The 20343-nt window shown below is 70.0% G+C and carries 22 protein-coding genes; 9 read left to right on the forward strand and 13 right to left on the reverse strand.

The features are described from left to right. Both WDJ58_RS06425 and WDJ58_RS06430 read right to left on the reverse strand, forming a co-directional pair. The gene (locus WDJ58_RS06425; protein ID WP_338916818.1) at nucleotides 1–963 is read right to left on the reverse strand and encodes an ABC transporter permease subunit; all 963 of its coding nucleotides are present in this window, start codon (nucleotides 961–963) and stop codon (nucleotides 1–3) included. Beyond that, complete coding sequence (locus WDJ58_RS06430) at nucleotides 960–1871, reverse strand: ABC transporter ATP-binding protein (RefSeq protein ID WP_338916819.1); 912 nt, start codon at nucleotides 1869–1871, stop codon at nucleotides 960–962. Before WDJ58_RS06430 ends, WDJ58_RS06425 begins: the two co-directional genes overlap by 4 nt. Nucleotides 1872–2082: 211 nt before the next feature. Between WDJ58_RS06430 and WDJ58_RS06435 the strand changes: the two genes are divergently transcribed. After that, entirely contained in the window at nucleotides 2083–3180 is a 1098-nt protein-coding gene (locus WDJ58_RS06435) for a hypothetical protein (protein WP_338916820.1), read from the forward strand. 111 nt (nucleotides 3181–3291) lie between these two features. Beyond that, on the forward strand, nucleotides 3292–3534 hold the full coding sequence (locus tag WDJ58_RS06440; protein ID WP_338916821.1) for a hypothetical protein: 243 nt from the start codon (nucleotides 3292–3294) through the stop codon (nucleotides 3532–3534). A 132-nt stretch (nucleotides 3535–3666) separates the two neighbouring features. Here WDJ58_RS06440 and WDJ58_RS06445 read toward each other — a convergent pair whose 3' ends face one another. Then, nucleotides 3667–3954: a hypothetical protein gene (locus tag WDJ58_RS06445; protein ID WP_338916822.1), complete on the reverse strand. Its 288-nt coding sequence runs from the start codon at nucleotides 3952–3954 to the stop codon at nucleotides 3667–3669. Between the two features lie 133 nt (nucleotides 3955–4087). Between WDJ58_RS06445 and WDJ58_RS06450 the strand changes: the two genes are divergently transcribed. Continuing rightward, nucleotides 4088–4768, forward strand: coding sequence for a class I SAM-dependent methyltransferase (locus WDJ58_RS06450; RefSeq protein WP_338916823.1), 681 nt, complete (start codon nucleotides 4088–4090; stop codon nucleotides 4766–4768). A gap of 412 nt (nucleotides 4769–5180) precedes the next feature. Here WDJ58_RS06450 and WDJ58_RS06455 read toward each other — a convergent pair whose 3' ends face one another. Both WDJ58_RS06455 and WDJ58_RS06460 read right to left on the reverse strand, forming a co-directional pair. Then, entirely contained in the window at nucleotides 5181–5744 is a 564-nt protein-coding gene (locus WDJ58_RS06455) for a DUF1684 domain-containing protein (protein WP_338916824.1), read from the reverse strand. Between the two features lie 47 nt (nucleotides 5745–5791). Then, the gene (locus WDJ58_RS06460) at nucleotides 5792–6070 is read right to left on the reverse strand and encodes a DUF5789 family protein (protein ID WP_338916825.1); all 279 of its coding nucleotides are present in this window, start codon (nucleotides 6068–6070) and stop codon (nucleotides 5792–5794) included. Nucleotides 6071–6255: 185 nt separating this feature from the next. Between WDJ58_RS06460 and WDJ58_RS06465 the strand changes: the two genes are divergently transcribed. The 3 genes from WDJ58_RS06465 to WDJ58_RS06475 all read left to right on the forward strand — a co-directional run bounded on the left by WDJ58_RS06465 (nucleotide 6256) and on the right by WDJ58_RS06475 (nucleotide 7876). Then, nucleotides 6256–7047: a PHP domain-containing protein gene (locus WDJ58_RS06465; RefSeq protein WP_338916826.1), complete on the forward strand. Its 792-nt coding sequence runs from the start codon at nucleotides 6256–6258 to the stop codon at nucleotides 7045–7047. A gap of 64 nt (nucleotides 7048–7111) precedes the next feature. Further along, a complete protein-coding gene (locus tag WDJ58_RS06470) occupies nucleotides 7112–7270 on the forward strand; it encodes a DUF6757 family protein (RefSeq protein WP_338916827.1) in 159 nt (52 codons plus the stop codon). A gap of 147 nt (nucleotides 7271–7417) precedes the next feature. Continuing rightward, nucleotides 7418–7876: a hypothetical protein gene (locus tag WDJ58_RS06475; RefSeq protein WP_338916828.1), complete on the forward strand. Its 459-nt coding sequence runs from the start codon at nucleotides 7418–7420 to the stop codon at nucleotides 7874–7876. Between the two features lie 39 nt (nucleotides 7877–7915). Here WDJ58_RS06475 and ligA read toward each other — a convergent pair whose 3' ends face one another. The 3 genes from ligA to WDJ58_RS06490 form a co-directional block, all read right to left on the reverse strand. Beyond that, entirely contained in the window at nucleotides 7916–10012 is a 2097-nt protein-coding gene (ligA, locus tag WDJ58_RS06480) for an NAD-dependent DNA ligase LigA (RefSeq protein WP_338916829.1), read from the reverse strand. Nucleotides 10013–10074: 62 nt separating this feature from the next. After that, the gene (locus WDJ58_RS06485) at nucleotides 10075–10947 is read right to left on the reverse strand and encodes a hypothetical protein (protein ID WP_338916830.1); all 873 of its coding nucleotides are present in this window, start codon (nucleotides 10945–10947) and stop codon (nucleotides 10075–10077) included. 313 nt (nucleotides 10948–11260) lie between these two features. After that, nucleotides 11261–11659, reverse strand: coding sequence for a hypothetical protein (locus tag WDJ58_RS06490; protein ID WP_338916831.1), 399 nt, complete (start codon nucleotides 11657–11659; stop codon nucleotides 11261–11263). Nucleotides 11660–11769: 110 nt separating this feature from the next. On the opposite strand from WDJ58_RS06490, the gene WDJ58_RS06495 reads away from it, so the two are divergent. After that, nucleotides 11770–12945: a pyridoxal-phosphate-dependent aminotransferase family protein gene (locus WDJ58_RS06495; RefSeq protein WP_338916832.1), complete on the forward strand. Its 1176-nt coding sequence runs from the start codon at nucleotides 11770–11772 to the stop codon at nucleotides 12943–12945. 5 nt (nucleotides 12946–12950) lie between these two features. Here the strand turns inward: WDJ58_RS06495 and WDJ58_RS06500 are convergent, their stop codons facing one another. Together WDJ58_RS06500 and WDJ58_RS06505 are read right to left on the reverse strand one after the other, a co-directional pair. Further along, the gene (locus WDJ58_RS06500) at nucleotides 12951–14651 is read right to left on the reverse strand and encodes an acyl-CoA synthetase (RefSeq protein ID WP_338916834.1); all 1701 of its coding nucleotides are present in this window, start codon (nucleotides 14649–14651) and stop codon (nucleotides 12951–12953) included. Nucleotides 14652–14657: 6 nt separating this feature from the next. Beyond that, nucleotides 14658–15101 carry an ester cyclase gene (locus tag WDJ58_RS06505; RefSeq protein ID WP_338916836.1) on the reverse strand — a complete coding sequence of 148 codons (444 nt, stop codon included), beginning with the start codon at nucleotides 15099–15101 and terminating at the stop codon, nucleotides 14658–14660. Nucleotides 15102–15265: 164 nt separating this feature from the next. Between WDJ58_RS06505 and WDJ58_RS06510 the strand changes: the two genes are divergently transcribed. Then, nucleotides 15266–16090 (forward strand): helix-turn-helix transcriptional regulator, encoded by an 825-nt coding sequence (locus WDJ58_RS06510; RefSeq protein ID WP_338916837.1) that lies wholly within the window; start codon nucleotides 15266–15268, stop codon nucleotides 16088–16090. Between the two features lie 166 nt (nucleotides 16091–16256). Here WDJ58_RS06510 and WDJ58_RS06515 read toward each other — a convergent pair whose 3' ends face one another. Continuing rightward, nucleotides 16257–17684 carry an FAD-dependent oxidoreductase gene (locus WDJ58_RS06515; protein ID WP_338916838.1) on the reverse strand — a complete coding sequence of 476 codons (1428 nt, stop codon included), beginning with the start codon at nucleotides 17682–17684 and terminating at the stop codon, nucleotides 16257–16259. Nucleotides 17685–17859: 175 nt separating this feature from the next. Beyond that, complete coding sequence (locus tag WDJ58_RS06520) at nucleotides 17860–19056, reverse strand: MFS transporter (protein WP_338916839.1); 1197 nt, start codon at nucleotides 19054–19056, stop codon at nucleotides 17860–17862. A 118-nt stretch (nucleotides 19057–19174) separates the two neighbouring features. On the opposite strand from WDJ58_RS06520, the gene hjc reads away from it, so the two are divergent. Further along, nucleotides 19175–19702: a Holliday junction resolvase Hjc gene (hjc, locus tag WDJ58_RS06525; protein WP_338916840.1), complete on the forward strand. Its 528-nt coding sequence runs from the start codon at nucleotides 19175–19177 to the stop codon at nucleotides 19700–19702. 205 nt (nucleotides 19703–19907) lie between these two features. On the opposite strand, the gene WDJ58_RS06530 is transcribed toward hjc, so the two are convergent. Continuing rightward, nucleotides 19908–20192, reverse strand: coding sequence for a HalOD1 output domain-containing protein (locus tag WDJ58_RS06530; protein WP_338916841.1), 285 nt, complete (start codon nucleotides 20190–20192; stop codon nucleotides 19908–19910). Nucleotides 20193–20343 lie beyond the last annotated feature (151 nt).

Below are 20343 nucleotides of genomic sequence, written 5' to 3' on the forward strand. Positions count from 1 at the left end.
CTACAGGTCCGCCCGTTCGAACGCCCAGTAGCCGAGCGCCACCGGAACCACGATCCAGAGCAGCAGGTAGATCACGAGCGCGGGGTCGGTGAGGTAGACGGGGAGGCCATCGCCCTGCTGGAGCGCCTGCGCGTAGATCTGTCCCTGGAAGCCGCTGAAGACGCTCGTCCGGGCTTCGAGCGGCGACTGTGGGCCGACGCTGGCGACGAGCGACTCGTACGCCCTGACGGGGTTGATGTGCCGGATGACGAGGAAGGTCTGGATCAGCGCCTCGTTCCCCAGGTCGGTGTTCTCGGCGATCCGCTGGAAGACCGCGTTCGAGAACTGGCCCCAGAGGAGGGTGAAGAGGACGTAGAGCCCGACGACGCCGACGACGGCACGTCGAGCCGTCGACGCGGCGGCGCTCGCGCCGAGGGAGATGGCGACGAAGACGATCCCGACGAGCGCCGTCGCGAGCGCGAACGCGAGGAACCCCACGGGTTCGAGCGTCACGCCCAGGATCGGGAAGACCGGCGCGGCGACCAGGAATCCCAGGAGGACGGGCACGGCGACGACGCCGCTCCGGCCGAGGAGCTTGCCGAGGACGACCGAGAGTCGCGAGTGCGGGAGCGAGAGCAGGAGCTTCATCGTCCCGGACTCGCGCTCGCCGACGAGCGCGGCGTAGCTCACGACGATACCGGTGAGCGGGATCAGGAGACGGGTGATCTGCGTGAGCGTACCGAGGAACGCGTCGGAGTTGAGGCTCTCGCGGACCTGCTGGGCCTGCGTGGCGTTCGTCCCGTTCGAGGCGTTCGCGGCGTTCTGGAGCGCCTGCGAGACCTGATCGGCGAAGAAGAACGCCGCGCTCGCGAAGAAGACGACGAAGACGGCACCGAGGATCAGCAGCGCCCGGGACTTGATCGCGTCCCGGAAGTCCTTCTCGGCGACGACCCGGACCGATCGGAGCAGGGCGTCGGTGTTCACGCCGACCCCTCCGTGTAGGCGGCGAAGAGGTCCTCGAGCGAGGCCTCGCGGGTGGTGAAGTCCTCGACCTCCGCGCCGGCCGAGCCGAGCGCCTCGAGGACGTCCATCTTCACGTCGCCCTCGCAGGCGACGACGAGCCGGCCGTCGTCCTCTGCGCGGACCTCCGAGACGCCCTCGACCCCCCGAGCGGCTTCGACCGCGCCGTCGGGGAGCGTCTCGACGTCGATCTCGAGGGTGGTCTCCGCGCCGCTGCGCTCGCGGAGCCCCTCCACGGAGTCGACGGCGACGAGCTCGCCCTCACGGAGAATGCCCACGCGGTCACAGACGGCCTCGACCTGTCCCAGGATGTGCGAGGAGAAGAACACCGTGGCCCCCCGGTCGCGCTCGGCGCGGACGAGTTCGCGCATCTCGCGGGCCCCGTTCGGGTCCAGCCCCGCCGACGGTTCGTCGAGGATGAGGAGGTCGGGTTCGCCGACGAGCGCCATCGCGAGCGCGAGGCGCTGGCGCATCCCCGTCGAGAACCCCCCGGCGCGGCGACCGGCCGCGTCCGAGAGTCCCACGCGGTCGAGGAGTTCGTCTGGGTCGTCGGTCGCGCCCTTCGACTCGATAGCGAAGCGGAGGTGTTCGCGGGCGGTCAGGCGTCCGTAGACGTCGAACCCCTCGGGGAGCACGCCCGTCCGGTCGCGGACGGCGACCGATTCGGTACCCGCGTCCCGGCCGAGCACCTCGACGCTGCCGGCGTCCGGACGGACGAAGTCCAGCAGGACGTTGATCGTCGTGGACTTGCCCGCGCCGTTCGGTCCGAGGAACCCGAACACCTCGCCCTCTTCTACCGCGAGGTCGAGCCCGCGTAGCGCGGTCACGTCGCCGAACCGCTTCTCGACCCCTGCCAGCTCGATGGCGGCCATATATACGTGCTTCCCAACCCTGTCCTAAATGCCTTCAGTTCTCCTTCGCCATCCGAGCCGGGGTTCCCGTGACGACGAGCGCACGGCTCGGCTCCTCCCATTTCCTGTCGAGCCTTCGTCGCCGGGTCGCGCTCCCGTCCCGCCGCCGGAGGTAAAAACATTCACTTACAGCGATCAATTTATGATATGTGGTAACATAACAATAGTGATCATGAGTACCACCGAGTCCACGGAACCGACCGGCGAACGGGCGACCTCCGTGTCCGAGACGGCCGAGGGGTTCGGGGGAGCCGGGACCCTCGGGTCCCGGCTGCGCGCGTGGTGGGCCAGACGTTCGATGAACGGGGCGGCCTACGTCCGTCTCCACTGCGAGCTCCGGACGGCCCGCCCCGAGTTCGAACTGCTGGCGACGCGGAGCGGCTCGGAGGACGAGTCATGGGTCGCGTACGGCCGGGAGCTGCTGGAGATGGCCGAGGAGGCCCTCGACCGCGGTGCCATCGACGAGGCCTGGCGTCACCTCAACACCGCGCGGCGGTTCGAGGTCTACGGGCTTGAACGGCTCGCCGCGGCCGAGGAGTGTCAGGGGGACCGGTCGGAGCTCGAGGTCCGCGCTGCCGCCGTCCGCGAGGAGGCGCTCGACGCGTTGAGCGGCTGGCAGCGACGGGCCGTGGTCGACCTCCTCTGTGACGGGTCCGAGGGGCTCAGGGACGACGTCACCGACTCGGAGCTCCGGGCGGCCAGCCGAATCCTCCACGAGCGGTACGAGCGCGTCCACATGGGCCGGAGCGAGCGACAGCGACAGTTCAACCAGCTCGTCCTGATGGCCGCCCTCTCCGGGCTGTCGCTCCTCGTGCTCACGCTCGCGGACTGGATGTGGGCGGACGCCCCCGGCCTCGCCGGGGCCGTGGCCGGCTTCCTCGCCACCCCGTTCGGCGCGACCGGCGCGGAGGTCGCCTCTCCGGGTTTCGCCCTCTTCATGACGGTCGCCGGGGTGATGGGTGCCTCGCTGTTCGGCATGCGGTCGCTCCGCAACCGGGCGCTCTCGACCGACGTCGCCCAGCAGATCAACCAGCTCACCGTCACCGGCGCGCGGGGAGTGATCGGGGCGATCTCCGCGCTGCTGTTCTACTTCGTTCTCCAGACGTCGCTGCTCTCCGAGGGGGCGCTGCTGGCCCCGGAGCTGGTCACGCCGGAGCTGATGATCGTCGTCGGGTTCGCGGCTGGGTACAGCGAGCGGATGGCCCCGGACGTGGTCTCCAGGGTCGCTTCGATCACGGATTCCGACGAGGACGACGAACCGGGGGAGTAGGACGGGGTTATCCCCAGGTCCGCGGTCCCGTGCGGTTGTCCGCTCCCGAACAGGATACGGAGCAGACGGATGTGGCGATACCTCTTTGCCGAGTGCGTGCTACGTCTACGCATGTCGAGGCACGACGCTACCTTCGAGATCAGTTCGAAGACGAACGCCCACGCCGTCCGACGCCTGCTGGAACAGACCTACGACGTGGTACGGGAGGAGGTGGCGCGCAGCGACTTCGAGGAGATCTCGGGATCCCCCGACGAGACGCTCGAAGCCTTCGAGACGCTCTGTGAGGCGATGGACCGTCCCGCGCCAGGCACGCTGACAGTCGTCTACGAGCGACACGCCGAGACGTTCGACTGAACGAACGACGGACCGGGGTGCGGGTGACCCCGACGAATCGACGCTGTGCCCCTCGGTCGAATCTCGTTCCTCACGTGCGTATCGGCCTCTCGACGACGGCCGCCCGTGGAGACGTTCGCGGCCCTCGAGATCTCATATCTCCTCGTCCGGATCGTGGTTCTCGCGGACCCGTCGTGCCTCCCGGCGATAGCGCCCGCGGTCGGCCTCGGGAACGGGTTCGAGGTCGGCGACCGGGATCTCCCGCCCGGCGGTCGTCGGGTTCCGCTCCAGCATCCGTGCCGAGAGCTCCCTGCGGAGCGCGCGCTCGCCGTCCGGGGTGGCGTACACGAGCGACACCAGCCCGCGGTCGTCGTAGTCGCGCTCGACCAGCCAGGTCAGGACCGTCCCTCCCTCGCTCCCGTCCTCCTCGCGCTCGGTCATGCCGGGTGGCAGGCCCCCGGGATGCTTCGGCGTGGCGGTCCGGCGATACGCGAGCCGGGCCCGGTCGGGCCGTCGCCGAGCACCGGGGCCTCCGTGTCGCGTCCCTTATCACCGTCCGCGCGGAGGCCCCCATATGACCGTCCGCGAGGAGTTCGACGCCTGGGCGGCCGACGGCCGCGACCGGGGGATGGAGGAACGCCACTGGCACACCGCGAGGCCGATCCTCGCGCGGATGCCCGTCGAGGCGGGCGAGACCGTCCTCGACCTCGGGTCGGGCTCGGGGTACGCCGCCCGGGCGCTCCGGGGGACGGCGGACGCCGGTCGCGCCTACGGGCTCGACGGCTCGGCCGAGATGGTCCGCAACGCCCGGTCGTACACGGACGATCCCCGGGTGGGGTTCCTCCAGGGTGACTTCGGTCACCTGCCGTTCGCGGACGACTCGGTCGATCACTGCTTCTCGATGGAGGCGTTCTACTACTCGGCGGACCCACACCGGACCCTCGAGGAGGTGTCCCGGGTCCTCCGGCCGGGTGGGACGTTCTTCTGTGCGGTGAACTACTACGAGGAGAACGTCCACAGCCACGGCTGGCAGGCGAACATCGACGCCGAGATGACTCGCTGGTCCCGCGGCGAGTACCGTGACGCGTTCCGCGCGGCGGGCCTCCACGTCGCCGAGCAGGACAACGTCCCCGACCGGGAGACGGAGATCCCCCCGGCGAGCGAGTTCCCAACCGACTCGTGGGCGACCCGGGAGGCGATGGTCGAGCGCTACCGGAACTACGGGACGCTGCTGACCGTCGGCGTCGTCCCCTGATACGGTCGTGCGTAATTCGTTACCGCCGATCGCGTGTCCTCGTTCGGATTCACCCGCTGAGCCCTCTGGAGTCCGAGACTGCCGAAAGTGACATCCTCCTCGCCGTACACGGCGAGGCTTCCCACGGCCCCGCACCGCTGGGTTGGGAACGTACGTTTCCGACCCGACGTGTCGATGGGAGTGCCACGCCCCCGTTACTCCTATCGGCCGGTGGGTTCGGGTGGTTCTGCCCCGGTGACTCGGAGGTATCTCAGTTCTTTTGTGTCGGTGATACTTACTCACTCCCCAGACAACATACGTGTGCGTGTCGGATTCACGCCCGCCGTACACGGCGGGATTCTCTCCTTGATGAAAGATAGTTACGCACGACCGTATGAGCCCCCCGTCGGATCCCCACGAACCCCGATCGGGCTCAGAACCGCTCGCCGGCCTCGATCCGAACGTCGAGGTGGTTCTCCGCCGGCGGGAGCGGGCACGCGAACGCGTCGTTGTAGGCACAGAACGGGAAGTACGCCAGGTTGAAGTCGAGGGCCACGGTCGAGGCGTCCTCGATCCGCCCGTCGACCTCGAACTCCATGTACCGGCCCGCGCCGTACGTCTCCTCGGGGGCGGTCGCGTCGCGGAACGGGACGAACAGCGAGCCCTCCTCGCCGGGCCGCCGGTAGGCGTAGAGTTCGCGGGGGCCGTCGAGGTCGAACTCGAGGCGGGCGACCCGCTCGTACTCGACCGGCTGGCCGGCGGTCATCTCCATCTCGAAGGTCTCGTCCGACTCGACGGGTTCGACGGTCGCCTCCACCCGGCAGGCCGGGTCGGGGTCGTAGTAATCCAGGCCGTCGAACGTCTCCCGCTCGTCGTCGGGGAGCGGCGACTGCCGGTGCTCGGCGAAGAAGCGGTCCTTCTCCTCGCGGTGGGCGAGGAGTTCCTCGCGCCACGCCCCGTTCTCGTCCGCTCGACCGCGGTCGTGACTGTCGCTCACGGACGGTGTTGGGGCTCGCCGGAGAAGACGGTTGGGTCGCCTGCGCTCTAGAACGAGACCTGCTCGGGGCCGGCCTCGCCGATGCCGGGGGCGTCGCGGTCGGAGTAGCCCACGCGACCGACGGCCCCGCTCGAGACGGCCTGCCAGGTCGCGATCCGGGCACTCTCGCTGTCCTCGTAGGTGTACTCCCCCAGACGAGAGAGCACCTCGCCGAACGTCTCGGAGCCGTCCTGGAACTCCAGCACGGTCTCCCCGTAGGCCTCGATCAGTTCGTCGCTCGTCGCCGGGTAGCTGTGGCCGTCCAGCTTCGCGTCCAGGTCTGCCATGAATCGCATCGTAAATTGTGAGAGTTCGAGATCCTTAATGAACTTTATGGTTGGATTCTACCCCGGCGGCTAGGGTCTTTCAGGGTCATTAATGGCCGTGGCACCGGGGGGGTACCGGCAAACGAGGGCCGAACCGGGAGGCTCCGTCCCGCAACGGGTTTGCCGGGGCTCTCCTACTCCCCCCCATGGTCGTCGCCGACCTCCACGTGCACACGAGGAACTCCGACGGGTCGATGGCGCTCGCGGACGTCCCCGCGGCCGCCGACCGTGCGGGGGTGCGGGCCGTCTGTATCACCGACCACGACCGCCTCCACCCCGATCTGTCGACGCCGGTCGTCCACATCGAGGGGACGACCGTTATTCACGGCATCGAACTCCGCGTGGATGCCGGGCCGTTCCGCGTCGACCTCCTCGGCTACGGCGTCCGTCGTACGGACGCGCTCTCCGCGGAAGTCGAGCGTCTCCAGAGCGACCGGATCGAACGCGGCCGGGCCATCGTCGAGTGCGTCGAGGACCGTCTCGGCGTCGACCTCGACGTCGACCTCTCGGCGGGGGTGGGCCGACCGCACGTCGCCCGTGCTATCGCGCGCAGCGACGCCCCCTACGACTACGACGACGCGTTCGCGGAGCTCATCGGCGGCGACGGCCCCTGCTACGTCGCCCGCGACGTCCCCGACTTCGAGACGGGTGTCGACCTCCTGGCCGATGCGTGCGGGCTGGTCGGGCTGGCACACCCGTTTCGCTACCCCGACCCGGACGCGGCCCTCGACCTGTGCTCGGACCCGCGCGTCGGGGCCGTCGAGCGGTGGTATCCATACGACCGCGAGGTCGACTCCCGGCCCGTCGATCGCGCGCTCGACGCACACGACCTCGTTCCGACTGGCGGGTCCGACGCGCACGACGATATCCTCGGGCGGGCGGGGCTCGACCGGCCGGCCTACCGCCGGTTCCGGAGCGAGGTCGCGCTCCATCCCTAAATCCCGTGAGACGCGGATTGACGGGGCCGCAGGGTTCAAACCGGGCGGGGTCGAACCCCCTCGTATGCAGTGTCATTACTGCGACCGCGAGGCGGCCGTCGCCGTCGAGAAGGACCTGGTGAAGGTCGGCCTCTGCGAGGACCACTTCCAGGACCGCCTGGAGGAGCTCTCGGACTCGGGCTGGCTCGACGAGCTCCAGGGCGAACTCGACGTCGACCGGTAACCCTCGCAGGATCGCCCGCCCACGACGCGCCCCCCGGTCCCCTCGCCCTCCCTCCGCCGAATCCCGGTCTGTCAGCTGGTAGCAGTACCCTTCGTCGTACTCGCCGCCGTGAACGGACTTACGTCCCTCCGGTCTCACTCTCCCGGGATGACGAACGGCGCGTGGCCACGTCCGAGTGACGCCCGCCGGGTCCGGCTGGCCCTCCACCTGTTCGAGGGGACCCTGATCGGCGGGGCGCTCGCACTCGGGGCCGGACTCCTCCTCGGCCTGTCGCGCGTCGTCGGTGGTGCCGTCGGGAACGACCCGCTATCGCTGGTGCTGGTCGCGCTCGTCGTCGTCGCGCTCGTCCGCGGGGGGTTAGCCGTCGCCGCCGACCGGAGCTCGGGACCGGATTCGAGCGAACCGTACCGCGACTGGCGGCGAGCCCGCAGGCCGCGACTCGTCGGGGTCGTCGCGCTCTGTGTCGCCGTCACGCTGCTCGCGGCCGCGCTCGTCCTCGGTGGAGATTCGCTGGCGCTCCCCCTCCGTCTCCTGGGTGCCCCGACGCTGCTGCTCGGGACGCTCGGCTACGCGTTCGTTCTCCACCGGGTCGGGGTCCGTATCTGAAACCCCCGGTACTGCCCGGCTCGTCCCCGTCGCCGTCGCTCACTCCACCTCGATCCCGTGCTCTTCGAGCAGGTCGCGGAACGCCCCGCCGTCGAGGACCGGGACGTCCTCGGCGTCGGCGTCGTCGAGCTTGGACTGACCGGGGTTCTCCCCGGCGACGAGGTAGTCCGTGTTGCCCGAGACGCTCGACGTGGCCGACCCGCCGTTGCGCTCGACGAGGGACTGTGCCTCGTCCCGCGTGAACCCCTCGAGGGCGCCCGTGAAGACGAACGTCAGGCCCGCGAGGGCGTCGCCGGTCTCGACGTCGACCTCCTGGGGGTCGACGTGTTCGAGCAGTCCGGCGAGCACGTCCTCGTTGCGTTCGGAGTCGAAGAACTCCCGTATCTCCCCGGCGACGACGTCGCCGATCCCCTCCACCGCCCGTAGCTCCTCGCTCGACGCCTCGCGCACGGCGTCGAGCGAGCCGAAGTGTCGCGCGAGGTCGCGGGCGACCGTCGGCCCCACCTCGGGGACGCCGATGGCGACGAGGAAGTCCGCGAGCGGTGGTTCCCGGGCGGCGTCCAGTTCCGCGAGGAGATTGGTAGCGCTCGTCTCGCCCCACCCCTCCAGTCCCGAGAGATCCTCGCGTTCGAGTTCGTAGAGGTCGGGCAGCCGCTCTACGAGACCGGCATCGAGGAGCTGTTCGACCGTCCGCTCCCCGAGTCCCTCGATGTCGAGTGCGCTCCGGGAGGCGTAGTGCTGGATCGCGCGCTGGAGCTGTGCGTCACAGGCTAACCCTCCAGTGCAGAACGCCATCGGGCCGTCGCGTTCGACCGCCGACTCACAGACCGGACAGTGATCGGGGAACTCGAAGTGCCCCTCGGAGTTCTTCTCGATCACCTCCTCGACGTACGGGATGACGTCGCCCGACCGGAGCACTCGGACCTGATCGCCGACGTTCACCTCCAGCTCGGCGATCTGCTCGGGGTTGTGCAGCGACGCCCGCGAGACGGTGACGCCGCCGACCTCGACGGGATCGAGCAGCGCGACGGGCGTCAATCGACCGGTGCGACCGACCTGGACGGCGATGCTCCGGACGGTCGTCACCTCCGAGCGGGCGGGGAACTTGTACGCGAACGCCCACCGGGGGGCGCGCGAGGTCGACCCGAGCGTCTCGCAGGCCCCGTAGTCGTCGACCTTCACGACCACCCCGTCGATCTCGTAGTCGAGGTCGTCGCGCTCCTCGAGCAGGCGGTCGCGGTAGTCGATGGCGTCTTCCACGTCCCCGACGCGCTCGACCCGATCGTTCACCTGCAGGCCCCACTCCGGGAGCGTCTCGTGGCGTTCCCAGTGGCTCCCGAACTCCCGCGAGGACTCGAGGACGTCGAAGAAGAAACAGTCGAGGGGGCGCTCGGCGACCACGCCCGGGTCGAGCTGGCGGACGGTTCCCGCGACCGCGTTCCGTGGGTTGGCGAACGGTTCGTCCCCCCGTTCGACCAGCTCCCGGTTGTACGCCTGGAAGGCGTCACGCGGCATGAACAGCTCACCTCGAACGGCCAGGAACTCCGGGGGGTCGCCGCCGAGCCGTGCGGGGACCGACCGCACCGTCCGGACGTTCCGGGTGATGTCGTCGCCGGTCTCGCCGTCCCCCCGGGTCGCGGCCCGCTCGTAGACGCCGTCCTCGTAGATCACCTCGACGCTCACGCCGTCGAACTTCGGCTCACAGACGTAGTGGGGGTCCCCCTCCCAGTCGGCCCGTTCGAGGGTCCGCCGCACCCGCTCGTCGAACTCCCGGACGTCCTCCGGATCGCCCGAGGAGTCGACCGAGAGCATCGGGGCGACGTGTTCGACCGATCCGAGCTCGTCCAGGGGCTCGCCGCCCACCCGCTCGGTAGGTGACCCTTCCGTGTCGAGGTCGAACGCATCCTCGAGCTCCTCCAGCCGGGCGAACAGCCGGTCGTAGGTCCGGTCCTCGATCACCGGGTCGGCCTCCTGGTAGTACCGTCGGTCGTGGAACCGGACGGCCTCGCGGAGCCGCTCGGCCTGTGCCTCGGCCGCCTCCGGCGAGAGCTCCTCGACGGGCTCGAACTCCGTCGGGGGGTCCCAGACGTAGGGGTTGTCCACCGCGGGCGACCCGGACTCGGAGGTCTCGCTCATCACCGGAACTCGGGCGCGCGGGCGTCAAAAACGGGCCGGTTACGGTCGGTCGGCGGTCGCGCTCAGGCCGCCTCTATCGTCGCCCGCCACGGCCCGAACGAGTGGACGTTGAAGTAACCCACGTTCCCCTCGCTCGGGGACCAGACGGCCGAGAGGGACTCGGGCGCGGGTCCGAGCGAGTTGAAGATGATCTCGCCCGGTCTCCCCAGCGCGTCGGCCGCCCGGACGTTGTAGTTGTACGTCGCCGGGTCGCCGTCGAACGCCAGTCGGGGCTCGAGCGTCTCCAGCGAGATCCGGGTGGGCCCGTCGAACGCGACCGGACCGATCACGTCACTGTCGTTCCTCTCGACCGTCAGCGGGGATGCCCGACCGGTCGTGGGTACGCCGGGCTGTTCGACCGTGACCTCCCACTCCCCGTTGCCGTAGGGGCCGCCGGCGTGCGTGACGTCGATGAAATACTCCCCCGGCTCGAAGTGGGTCACGAGCCGGGCGGTGTACTCGTTGGTCGACTCGCTCTGGGTCGGTTCGAACAGCTCGTTGATCGCCAGCACCGACGGCAGGAGGGTCTCCCCCGCGTCGTCGACGGCCCTGGCGATGAAGTTGGAGTTCCGCATTCCGGCGTAGTCGAACCGGAGGGTGAGGACCACCGGGCCTCCCAGGGCGGTGAACCGCTCGGAGGTCCCCGCTCCGAGACCGGCCGAGCGAACCGCGGGTGCGCTCAGGTCCTCGACCGACGTCGGTTCGGTCGTGGCCGTCCCCGTGGCGGTCGCCGATGGCGTCGGCGGCGGTGTGGGGGTGGTCGCTGCGGCGCCGGCTTCGGACGACTGCTCTCCCGGGGCCGGGGAGGGTTGGGGTGCCGGGCCCGCGCCGGTACATCCCGCGAGCAGCACACCGCCCGCTACACCGGCACGCACGAGCAGTGCACGACGATTCATATTGGTTGTTAATGTAATATAGAAATATAAGCGTAGCGACGGTAGCGGTCCGCAGTCCCCGACCCGCGGCCCGTCGGAGTGATGGCTATAGTCGCGTTTGGATGTCTGTACTCACGGACGGGGGGAACGTCACCCTCCGGCGTGTGTCATCGGTTCCAAACGCTACTATAACGAGCCCACTCGATCCGGTCCCCAGGGCACGACGGCGGTTCGAGTCGCCCGATAGCGGTCCTCGTGTTCCGGTCCCGGTGGAGTGTGCCACCTGGGGCCATCACGTGCACACGACACGGGGTCGACGTCGCCGGCCGACCGCTCACTCGTCGAGGATCGGCCCGACTTCCTCGTCCAGGTAACGGAGACAGTCCTCGACGTCCCGGATGGTCGCGACGTCGCCGTCACGCTGGATGGAGACGATGACCCCGGACTTACCGGGAAGGTGGTCGGGCCACGCGATCACCCACGCCTGCTCGAAGACGTTGACGTTCGCCTCCAGCGGCCCGGCCTCAAACCGTCGCTCGGTGTCGAACAGTCCCAGCTGTCGGACGATGGCGTCGTCGACGATCGCCCGGTCCTCCTCCTCGGAGTACCGCTCTCTGACGTCCTCGCGCATCCGCGTCTCGAACTTCCGGGTCTCGCAGCGAGTCACGACCCGGAGGTCGTCGCCGACGCGCTCGTGGAGGTCCGCCCAGACGCGGTCGACTATCGACCCCACGTTTCGGGCGTTATCCGGGGGTACGTTAGGAGTGGCGACGGTTAGCACACCCGAACGACGGGTTCACACGGAACGACGAGGCTTATCTTCCCGCGCCCTCACGGGCGTGTATGAGCGACGCAGACGACTTCCTGCTCCTCAACCCCGGGCCGGTCCCGCTGTCGGACGCGGTCCGGCGGTCGATGGACGAGCAGATGGTCTCACACCGGTCGGCCGAGTTCGAGGACACCTACCGCCGGGCCCAGGAGGGGCTCGACTACGTGTTCACCCGCTCGACGCCCGACGAGGCGTCGACGGCCGCCGACGGCACCTCCCTCATCCTCAACGGGACGGCGACGATGGGGATGGAGGCCGCGGTGGCGAATCTCGTGGACGAGAGCAGCGAGGTGGTGACGCTGGTCAACGGGAAGTTCGGCCGCCGGTTCAAGCGCATCGCCGAGCGCCACGCCCGCGCCGAACCCGTCGAGGTCGACTGGGGGGAGTCGTTCGACCTCGACGCGGTGGCCGACGCGATAACGGACGACACCGACGTCGTCACGATGATCCACAACGAGACGAGCACCGGCCTCCTGAACCCCGTCCCGGAGGTGGGCGAGCTCGCCCGCGAGCACGACGCGGCGTTCGTCGTCGACGGCGTCACCTCCATCGGCGGGGACGAGTTCCGCATCGACGACTGGAACGTCGACGTCGCCATCACGGACGCCCAGAAGGCGCTCGCGGCCCCACCGGGCACGAGCGCGATGTTCGTGACCGACCGGGCGAAGGGACGCATCGACGGCGAGGGCGCGCCGTTCTACGAGGACCTCGACTGGCACCTCCGGAAGGCCGAGGGCCACCAGACGCCGTTCACGAGCGCGGTGCCGCTGTTCCGCGCTCTCGCGGTCGCCGTCGAGGAGATCCGTGAGGAGGGAATGGGCCCGCGGATCGAACGCCACCGCCGCCAGTCCCGGGCGTTCCGCGGGGGGTTCGACGCGCTCGGCCTCGAGGCGTTCCCGACGCTCCGGGAGGGGACCGAGAAGTCGAACACGCTCACCGCCATCGAACTCCCCGCGGTCGTGAAGGACGATCCGGACGCGTTCTTCGGCGCGGTCAAGGAGCGCAACGTCTCCATCTCGGGCGGGCAGGCCCACCTCGGCGGGGAGATCTTCCGCGTCTCGAACATGGGGAACTTCACCCCCGAGCAGATCGTCCGCGGCGTGCGGACGGTCGGCGAAGCGATGAACGACGCAGGATTCGAGTGCGAGGTCGAGGCGGGCGTCGAGGCCGCCCGCTCGGAACTGGCGTAGGGCTGCTACTCCGCCAGTCCCTCGCGCTCCCGGAGGCTCTGGCGTCTGACCTTCCCGGTCGTCGTCCGCGGGAGTTCCTCGACGAAGGCGAGCTCTCTGGGGTACTCGTACTTCGCCAGCCGCTCCTTGACGTGGCCCTGTAGCTCCCCGCGGAGCGCGTCGTCCGGCTCGTAGCCCTCCCCCGGGACGACGAACGCCTTGGGGACCTCCCCGCGTTCGTCGTGGGGGACCCCGATGACGCCCGCGACGGCGACCGCCTCGTGGCCGGCGAGCGTCTCCTCGATCTCGTCGGGGCCGACCCGATACCCCGAGGTGACGATGACGTCGTCCTTGCGGCTGTGGAACGAGAGGAACCCGTCCGCCCGGCGGGTCCCGAGATCGCCGGTCCGGTGCCAGCCGCCGTTCCTGACCGCGGCCGTCTTCTCCGGGGCGTTCCAGTACTCGAGGAACGCCATCGGGTTCCCCTCGTACCGGAGGGCGATCTCGCCGACCTCCCCGTCCGGGACCCGCTCGGGCCGCTCGGGGCCGATCACGGCCACCTCCGACCCGGGGAGCGGCTTGCCCACGTGTCCCGGTTCGTGCGCGATGCCGAGGGCCTCGCAGTCCCCGACGAAGACGCCCGCCTCCGTCTGGCCGTACGCCTCGTGGACGGCGATTCCGTCCACCAGTTCCCGGAGCCACTCGACGACCGCCTGATCGAGCGCTTCCCCGCCCTGGACCGCCACGTCGAGCGAGGAGAGGTCGTACTGCTCGATCCCGGGCACCTCCATCAGCATCCGGTAGACGGTCGTCGGCCCGGCGAGACTCCCGACGCCGTACCGCTCGACGGTTCCGAGGGTACGCTCGGGGTCGAACTCGGGGTTCGCGTCGGCCACGACCGAGCCGCCGTAGTAGAGGCTCGACAGCAGGCCGACGTACATCGTCGCCACCCACGACCACTCCACGGGCGAGTACAGCGGCCGGCCCGTCGCGGGGTTCATGTCCCGGGCAACCGTCAGATAGACGACGAGCGTGCCCAGCAGGAACCGGTGGCCGTGGACCGTCCCCTTCGGCGGGCCGGTCGTCCCGCTGGTGTAGAGGATCGCCGCCGGTTCGTCGGCCCCGGTCTCGCGGGTCTCGAACGGCTCGGACTCCCCCTCGATAGCCGCGTGGAACCCCGCCTCGTCCTCCCGTGGCTCGGCGTCCACGGTGAGGACGGTGTCGAGGTCCCGGCAGTCCCCCCGTACCTCCCGGAGCGCCTCCAGCGCCGCCGCGTCGGCGACGAACGCGCTCGCGCCGCTATCCCGGAGCCGATAGCCGAGGCCGTCGGGGCCAAACAGCAGACTCAGCGGGACCGTCACCGCACCGAGCTTCCAGACCGCGAGGTGAGCGGCGACGAACTCGATCTTCTGTGCGCCGCTGACTCCCACGCGATCACCCCGCCCTACCCCCCGCTCCCGCAGGTGGTTCGCCAGCCGGTCCGCCATCGACCGCAGGTCGGCGTAGGTGTACTCGCGCTCCCCGGTCGCCTCGACCGCGTGGAGCGCGACCCGGTCGGGGTCGGCCTCGGCCCACCGGTCACAGCAGTACGTCGCGGCGTTGAACTTCGCAGGTATCTCCCACTCGAACGCGTCGTACAGCGCCCCGTAGCCGTCCCACTCCCGCTCGTGGAAGCGGTAGGTCTCGATACGCGGTTCGACCTCCCGTGCGGGTTCCTCGGTCGCCATCCTCGATCACCGCGTGAGGTCCTCGACCCGGCCGAGCTGTTCGAGCATACCGAGGTCGTCCTGGCGGTACCGCTTCTCGGCGATCCTCCCGTCCTCCATACGGAAGAGAGCGATCCCCTCGACCTCGATGGACTCGCCCGTGGGCTCGATGCCGAACAGCTCCCCCTCGTGGGTGCCGGCGATGGTCCACCGTGCCGTCGCGCGGTCGCCCGCGACGACCACGTCGTGTATCGTTCCCGTGACGTCCGGGAACGCCTCCATCATCGTCGCCGCGTACTTCCCGTACGCCTCGATCCCCTCGACCGGCCCGTCGACACCCCACAGTCCGTAGACGACGACGTCCCCGGTCATCGTCTCCTGCAGGACCGTCGGGTCCTTCTCGTTGTACCCCTTCTCGATGTACCGCCGTATCACCGCTTCGTGCTCCCGTTCCGAGGTGGTCTCTGACATGGCTCCCTCCTGCATCCGGGCGGGGACGCTCGCAGCGGTCCGCGCGGATGCGGTTCGACGGTGGGGCCCCGGCGCCATCCCCTTACCCGCTGGGCGGACGGCCACGGCGTGGGCTCGCGACCACGGTACGAACATTGATAACGGATAACACGGCTAGCTCCCGTATGGCTCGCGACGCCCGGCCGTTCCCCGAGGCGGCGCTCGAGGACGTCGCGTACCTCTCCCGGTCGACCAACCGGGTCCGCATCCTGGAGACGCTCACCGACGAACCCCTGACCCGCCGGGAGCTGATGGACGCGACGGGGGTCTCGCGGACGACGCTGGGTCGCATCCTCAACGAACTCGCCGAGCGGGGCTGGGCGGAACGGAGGGCCGACGGCCGATACGGGGCGACGGGGACGGGCGAACACGTCGCCGCCGCGTTCATGCCGGTCGTCGACGCGATGGCGACGATCCGGTCGCTCGGCGGGGCGGCGGCGTGGCTCCCGGCGTCGGTCCACGACGTCGGCCTCGACGCGTTCCGGGACGCCACCGTCCACCGACCGGATCCGAACGCCCCGATGTCGTTCGCCCGCGAGCTGGTCGACCGCATCGGGGGTGCCGACGACGTCCGGACGCTCACGTATCTCGCCCCCCCCGAACACAGCGTCGCGGAGGTGCTCCACGAACGCATCCGCGACGTCGACGTCACCTCGGAGTTCGTCCTCGCCGGAGGCCTCACCGAGTACCTCGTCGAGAACCCCGAGCGGCGGGAACGGTGGCGCGAGTCCGTCGAGTCCGGCGCCGTCGTCTACGACTACGAGGGATACATCTCCTGTAACCTGTTCGTCATCGACGGGACGGTGCTCGTCGTCAACACCAGTACGGAGGACGGATCGCCGGGGGCGTTCCTCGAGAGCGACCACCCGCGGGTGCTCGAGTGGGCCGAGGACCTCGTCGCGAGCTACCGAGCGGACTCCGAGCGCCTCGACGCCGAGGCGTTCGCCTGAGGCGTCGACCGTCGAGTGGGACGCTCCGCTCCACGTACCGCCGAAACATCGCTACCTGACGGAACCGGCGTGCGAGATGGAGCGGCGCACTCGTCGGATGGACCCGGACGAGTCGGCTCGTCTACACTGTCTCCCAACGGACGGCCGTCCGTCGCCGGGGTACGGATCAGGGGGACCCCGAATCGGTGTCGTCGACGAGCGGTATCGCCTGATCCGGCTCACTGGTGTGTCGGCCGGGGTCGAGTACCGTGGGTCTGAGCACCCGCCACAGCACACCGGGTCGGAACAGCGATTCCGGCCCTCGTTCCAGGGTGAACACGCGGAAGAAGGCGTCGCGCAACCTGCCGTCGGTGTGCGCTTTGCGCGTCAACCGCCCGACGTACCAGTTGAGGACGTCCGTCCCCCGCGGCTTGGGTCCGGTCGTCTCCGCGAAGGCGAAATCGCCGCCGACAGCCGTGTTCCACGGTACGTCGACCGGGGTCTCGATGCGATCGAAGAACCGGGGGCCGATGGCTTCCGTCCCGCCCTCCGCGAGGGTGTGATGGAGCTGCAGCGCCTCGAGGGCGGCGACCGACATCCCCTGTCCGTAGATCGGGTTGAAGCTCGCAACCGCGTCGCCGATGACGACCAGGCCATCGGGGAACCGGTCGAGGGTCTCGTACCGGAGCCGCCGGTTCGACGGGAGTGGGTAGTGGGCGACCTCCTCGGACAGCCACCGCTGGGATTCGAGAAGCCCGGCGATGTCGAGTCCGGGCAGATTCGCCACGAAGTCTCGGAACCCGTCGGGGTCGGTCGGCGGGTGATCGCCGTGCATGCCGAACGCGGAGACGAGCCACTGCCCGTGTTCGGCCGGGAAGACGCCCACTCCCCTGGTGCGTGGCGGATCGGGTGTCACGAAGAACACCCGGTTGTCCCCGACAGGTCGCTCGATGAGGGCCGTGCTGTACGCCAGGTCGATCCCGACCTCGTCTACCGGCGGCGTCGGGTAGCCGTTGCGGTCCAGCCACCCCGGGGTCTTGCTCGCACGTCCGGTCGCATCGACCACGAGGTCCGCGCGATACTCGCGGTAGTCCGCGTCGTCGTCTCGGACCTCGACCCCGCCGACGGCCGACCGCTCGTCGTTCATCCGGTAGTCGACGAACTGGTGACCCGCGCGTATCCTCACGCCATCGAGGGCTGCGACGCGCTCGCGGACGGTCCCTTCGATGAGCGGGCGCGTCGCGAAGAGCGTCTCCAGCGGCTCGTGGCCCTCAGCGAGGACCCCCCCTCTATCATAGATGACGGCATCCGAGACGAAATCAAGAGGCACGGCACCCACCGAGAGTAACTCCTCGCAGTATCCCGGGAAGAGGTCCTCCAGCGTGGCCCGCCCGGCCTCGAGGAGGGCGTGGAGGTGGCGTCCCTGTGGGACGCCCCGGCGGGCCACGGGCTCCTCGGGGAGTCGGTCGCGCTCGATCACGGTGACCCTGTCGTAGCCGTCAGCGAGGACCCGGGCCGCCAGGAGCCCTGCCATGCTCGCTCCGAGCACCACCGCGTGGGTGCCGAGCCGCCCGACCCGTCCCCGTTCGTAGCTGTCTATCGCGTCGAGCGTCATGGTACTGCGGAATCAGGAACGAGAGCGTGTCACATTACCCCGTGGGCCCGCGCTCGCGGTGTGATCGACCGTGCACGCTCCGGGCACCCGTCGACCGGGACGCCGCTCGGAACGTCGTCCGGGCTCCGACGAACGCCCCTGCACCCTTCGGTCATCGCCGGTTGCCCTCGGTGCACTAATCCTCCCCGCTCCCGAACGCCGCCCGACTGTCGGTCTCGAGGTTCAGCAGGGCAGGAAGCAGCCCGATCGCGAGCAGCATCTCCGCCCCACCGACGACGAGGAAGGCGACGAGGAACCCGAAGCGGTCGGCGAGGGTACCGCCCGCGACGATCCCCACCAGGAACCCCACCGAACCGACGAGGTTGAACCCGGCGACCGCCGTGCCCCGATCGGTCTCGTCGGCGATGTCGCCGACGAGCGCGAGCGTCGCGGGCGCACAGAGCGCCCCGGTCGCCCCCACGACGAGCATCGTGCCGGCGGCGACGGCCACGCTGGGGGCGAGACCCACCCCGAGGACGGCGAGGCCGAACGCGAGCGACCCCACCGCGACCGGGGCGGTGCGGCCGATACGGTCGGAGAGGACGCCGAAGGGGTACTGGAGGAGGGCGAAGGGGGCGAAGAACGCGCCCAGGAGCAGGCCGGTCGCGGCGGCGTCGAGGCCGAAGCGGGTCTGGAAGTAGACGGTGCCGACGAGCGCGAAGAACCCCGCCGTCGAGCGGTCGACGAGGCCGAACGCGTAGGGGACGCCCAGCGAGGGCCGACGGCGGAGCCCGGCGAGTGCCGCCCGCGCCCCGAGGAGCCGATCGTCGGGAGCGCGGTCGGGTATCCGGAGGGCGACCGCGGCGGCGAGCAGGAACAGCGCGGCGGTGGCGAACAGCGGGGCGCGGACGTCGACGGCGTAGAGCCGCCCGCCGATGGGCGCGCCCAGCGCCGTCCCGAGGCCGATGGCGATGCCCGCCGCGCCGGTGTTCCGGCCCCGACCGCCCGGCAGATCGAGGAGCATCGTCACCGCGATGGAGAACGCTCCCCCGGTGAGCGCGCCCTGTGCGAAGCGAACGGCCAGAACCGCGAGGAACGGCGGCTCGACGCTCACCAGCCACGCCAGCAGGAGGTACGCGAGGCTCCCGCCGACGGCCCCGACGACGATGAACGGCACGCGGCGGCCGGTCGCGTCCGATATCGCCCCCCAGAGCGTCACCGCGAGGACGACGCCGACGAACTCCGCGGCGAGGAACGGTGTCCCCGCCCCGAGCGCGTCGGGCAGGCCGAGCGCGGCCACCAGCTGGGGGACGCCGGGGTAGAGCAGGACCTGGGCGAACAGGACGGCGAACACCACGCCCGCGAGCGTGGCGCGTTCGCGACGGACGGTCACGGGCGACCGTACGACCGGGGATCACATGAGGGCATCCACTCCCGGTCGTCGGGACTCCGGACCGCAACCGCGTCCGCGTGGCGTCCGACTTAAGCCCCCCGACGACCGAAACCGGGTGATGGCGAACTCGAACTCGAAGGGGGACCGCCGCGAGCGCGAGCTCGTCAACCTGCTCGACGAGCACGGGTTCGCGGTGATGCGCGCGCCCTCTTCGGGGAGCGCCACCGAACGGGAGCTCCCGGACGTGCTCGCGGGGGACGGGGAGACGTTCTACGCCATCGAGGCGAAGTCCTCGAGCGGACGCCCCGTCTACCTCGACGGCGAGGAGGTCGAGGCGCTGGTCTACTTCGCGCGGAACTTCGGCGCGAAACCCCGCGTCGGCGTGCGCTTCGACCGCGAGGACTGGTACTTCTTCCACCCCGGCGACCTCCACGTCACCGATGGCGGGAACTACCGGGTGAAGAAGGAGACCGCGCTCGCGGAGGGGACGGATCTCGCGGAGTTGACGGGTCAGTCGCGAAAGGTCACGCTCGATCAGGTCGATCCGGCCTCGGGCCCACGGGGGGGCTCGACGACGAGGGAGGTGCTCGAACGGGTCGCGGCGGGGGAGCTGTCGGTCGACGAGGGACTGGCCGAGATGGAGTGAGGGTGACGCCGAGTCAGCCTCCTCCGGACGGCGGTGTGACGAGGTGGGCGGCGGCGACGCCGACGAACGGGTACACGCGGGTCGGCGGCCGGGGGTAACCGATCACGGGCCGACGTGCGCCGGTCGGGCGCGCTCTCCGACCGTCACCCGGGACCAGCGGGGTGCGGCTGTGGTGCTCCCGTCGAGTCCCACGAGGGGGCCGCGGTCACCCGTCCTCCGGTCGGTGCACGACCGAGACCCACCCGTCGCTCTCGACGGTGACTACACAGGACTCGACGGGGACGACGAGCCGCCCGCCCTCCCTGGTGGCTCCGTCGGCCGATGGGTGGAAGACGCGTTCGAGCCCGTCGGGGTCGACGCTCCCTCGCAGGTCGCTTCCGACCCGCTCCGGAGGCGTGTCGGTGAGACGCGCCACGGCGTCCGTTATCGACGGCCCGAGTTCGGTTCCGTCGGCCCAGTCGTGTCTGAAGAGGATCGAGTCGTCGTCCACTCTGCGTTCCTCCCTCGCGTTGGTGGTTCGGGATGTGGCCATTGCGCCGGGGTTCTACGACGTAGATCGGGGCTGTACGGTTTGGTTATTCACGGGCTAAACCGGCCGTCGACCGTGTCGGTCGGCTCCTCTCGGGTGTCGATCCGCGCGA

Origin of the sequence: Salinirubellus litoreus (genome assembly GCF_037335815.1) — an archaeon.
GTDB classification, from domain to species: domain Archaea; phylum Halobacteriota; class Halobacteria; order Halobacteriales; family Haloarculaceae; genus Salinirubellus; species Salinirubellus litoreus.

Excerpts from the sequence above, each read along its gene's own strand:
- WDJ58_RS06430 (WP_338916819.1), bottom strand. The coding sequence starts at position 1,871 with ATGGCCGCCATCGAGCTGGCAGGGGTCGAGAAGCGGTTCGGCGACGTG.
- WDJ58_RS06435 (WP_338916820.1), top strand. The coding sequence starts at position 2,083 with ATGAGTACCACCGAGTCCACGGAACCGACCGGCGAACGGGCGACCTCC.
- WDJ58_RS06440 (WP_338916821.1), top strand. The coding sequence starts at position 3,292 with ATGTCGAGGCACGACGCTACCTTCGAGATCAGTTCGAAGACGAACGCC.
- WDJ58_RS06445 (WP_338916822.1), bottom strand. The coding sequence starts at position 3,954 with ATGACCGAGCGCGAGGAGGACGGGAGCGAGGGAGGGACGGTCCTGACC.
- WDJ58_RS06450 (WP_338916823.1), top strand. The coding sequence starts at position 4,088 with ATGACCGTCCGCGAGGAGTTCGACGCCTGGGCGGCCGACGGCCGCGAC.
- WDJ58_RS06460 (WP_338916825.1), bottom strand. The coding sequence starts at position 6,070 with ATGGCAGACCTGGACGCGAAGCTGGACGGCCACAGCTACCCGGCGACG.
- WDJ58_RS06465 (WP_338916826.1), top strand. The coding sequence starts at position 6,256 with ATGGTCGTCGCCGACCTCCACGTGCACACGAGGAACTCCGACGGGTCG.
- WDJ58_RS06470 (WP_338916827.1), top strand. The coding sequence starts at position 7,112 with ATGCAGTGTCATTACTGCGACCGCGAGGCGGCCGTCGCCGTCGAGAAG.
- WDJ58_RS06475 (WP_338916828.1), top strand. The coding sequence starts at position 7,418 with ATGACGAACGGCGCGTGGCCACGTCCGAGTGACGCCCGCCGGGTCCGG.
- ligA (WP_338916829.1), bottom strand. The coding sequence starts at position 10,012 with ATGAGCGAGACCTCCGAGTCCGGGTCGCCCGCGGTGGACAACCCCTAC.
- WDJ58_RS06485 (WP_338916830.1), bottom strand. The coding sequence starts at position 10,947 with ATGAATCGTCGTGCACTGCTCGTGCGTGCCGGTGTAGCGGGCGGTGTG.
- WDJ58_RS06495 (WP_338916832.1), top strand. The coding sequence starts at position 11,770 with ATGAGCGACGCAGACGACTTCCTGCTCCTCAACCCCGGGCCGGTCCCG.
- WDJ58_RS06500 (WP_338916834.1), bottom strand. The coding sequence starts at position 14,651 with ATGGCGACCGAGGAACCCGCACGGGAGGTCGAACCGCGTATCGAGACC.
- WDJ58_RS06505 (WP_338916836.1), bottom strand. The coding sequence starts at position 15,101 with ATGTCAGAGACCACCTCGGAACGGGAGCACGAAGCGGTGATACGGCGG.
- WDJ58_RS06510 (WP_338916837.1), top strand. The coding sequence starts at position 15,266 with ATGGCTCGCGACGCCCGGCCGTTCCCCGAGGCGGCGCTCGAGGACGTC.
- WDJ58_RS06515 (WP_338916838.1), bottom strand. The coding sequence starts at position 17,684 with ATGACGCTCGACGCGATAGACAGCTACGAACGGGGACGGGTCGGGCGG.
- hjc (WP_338916840.1), top strand. The coding sequence starts at position 19,175 with ATGGCGAACTCGAACTCGAAGGGGGACCGCCGCGAGCGCGAGCTCGTC.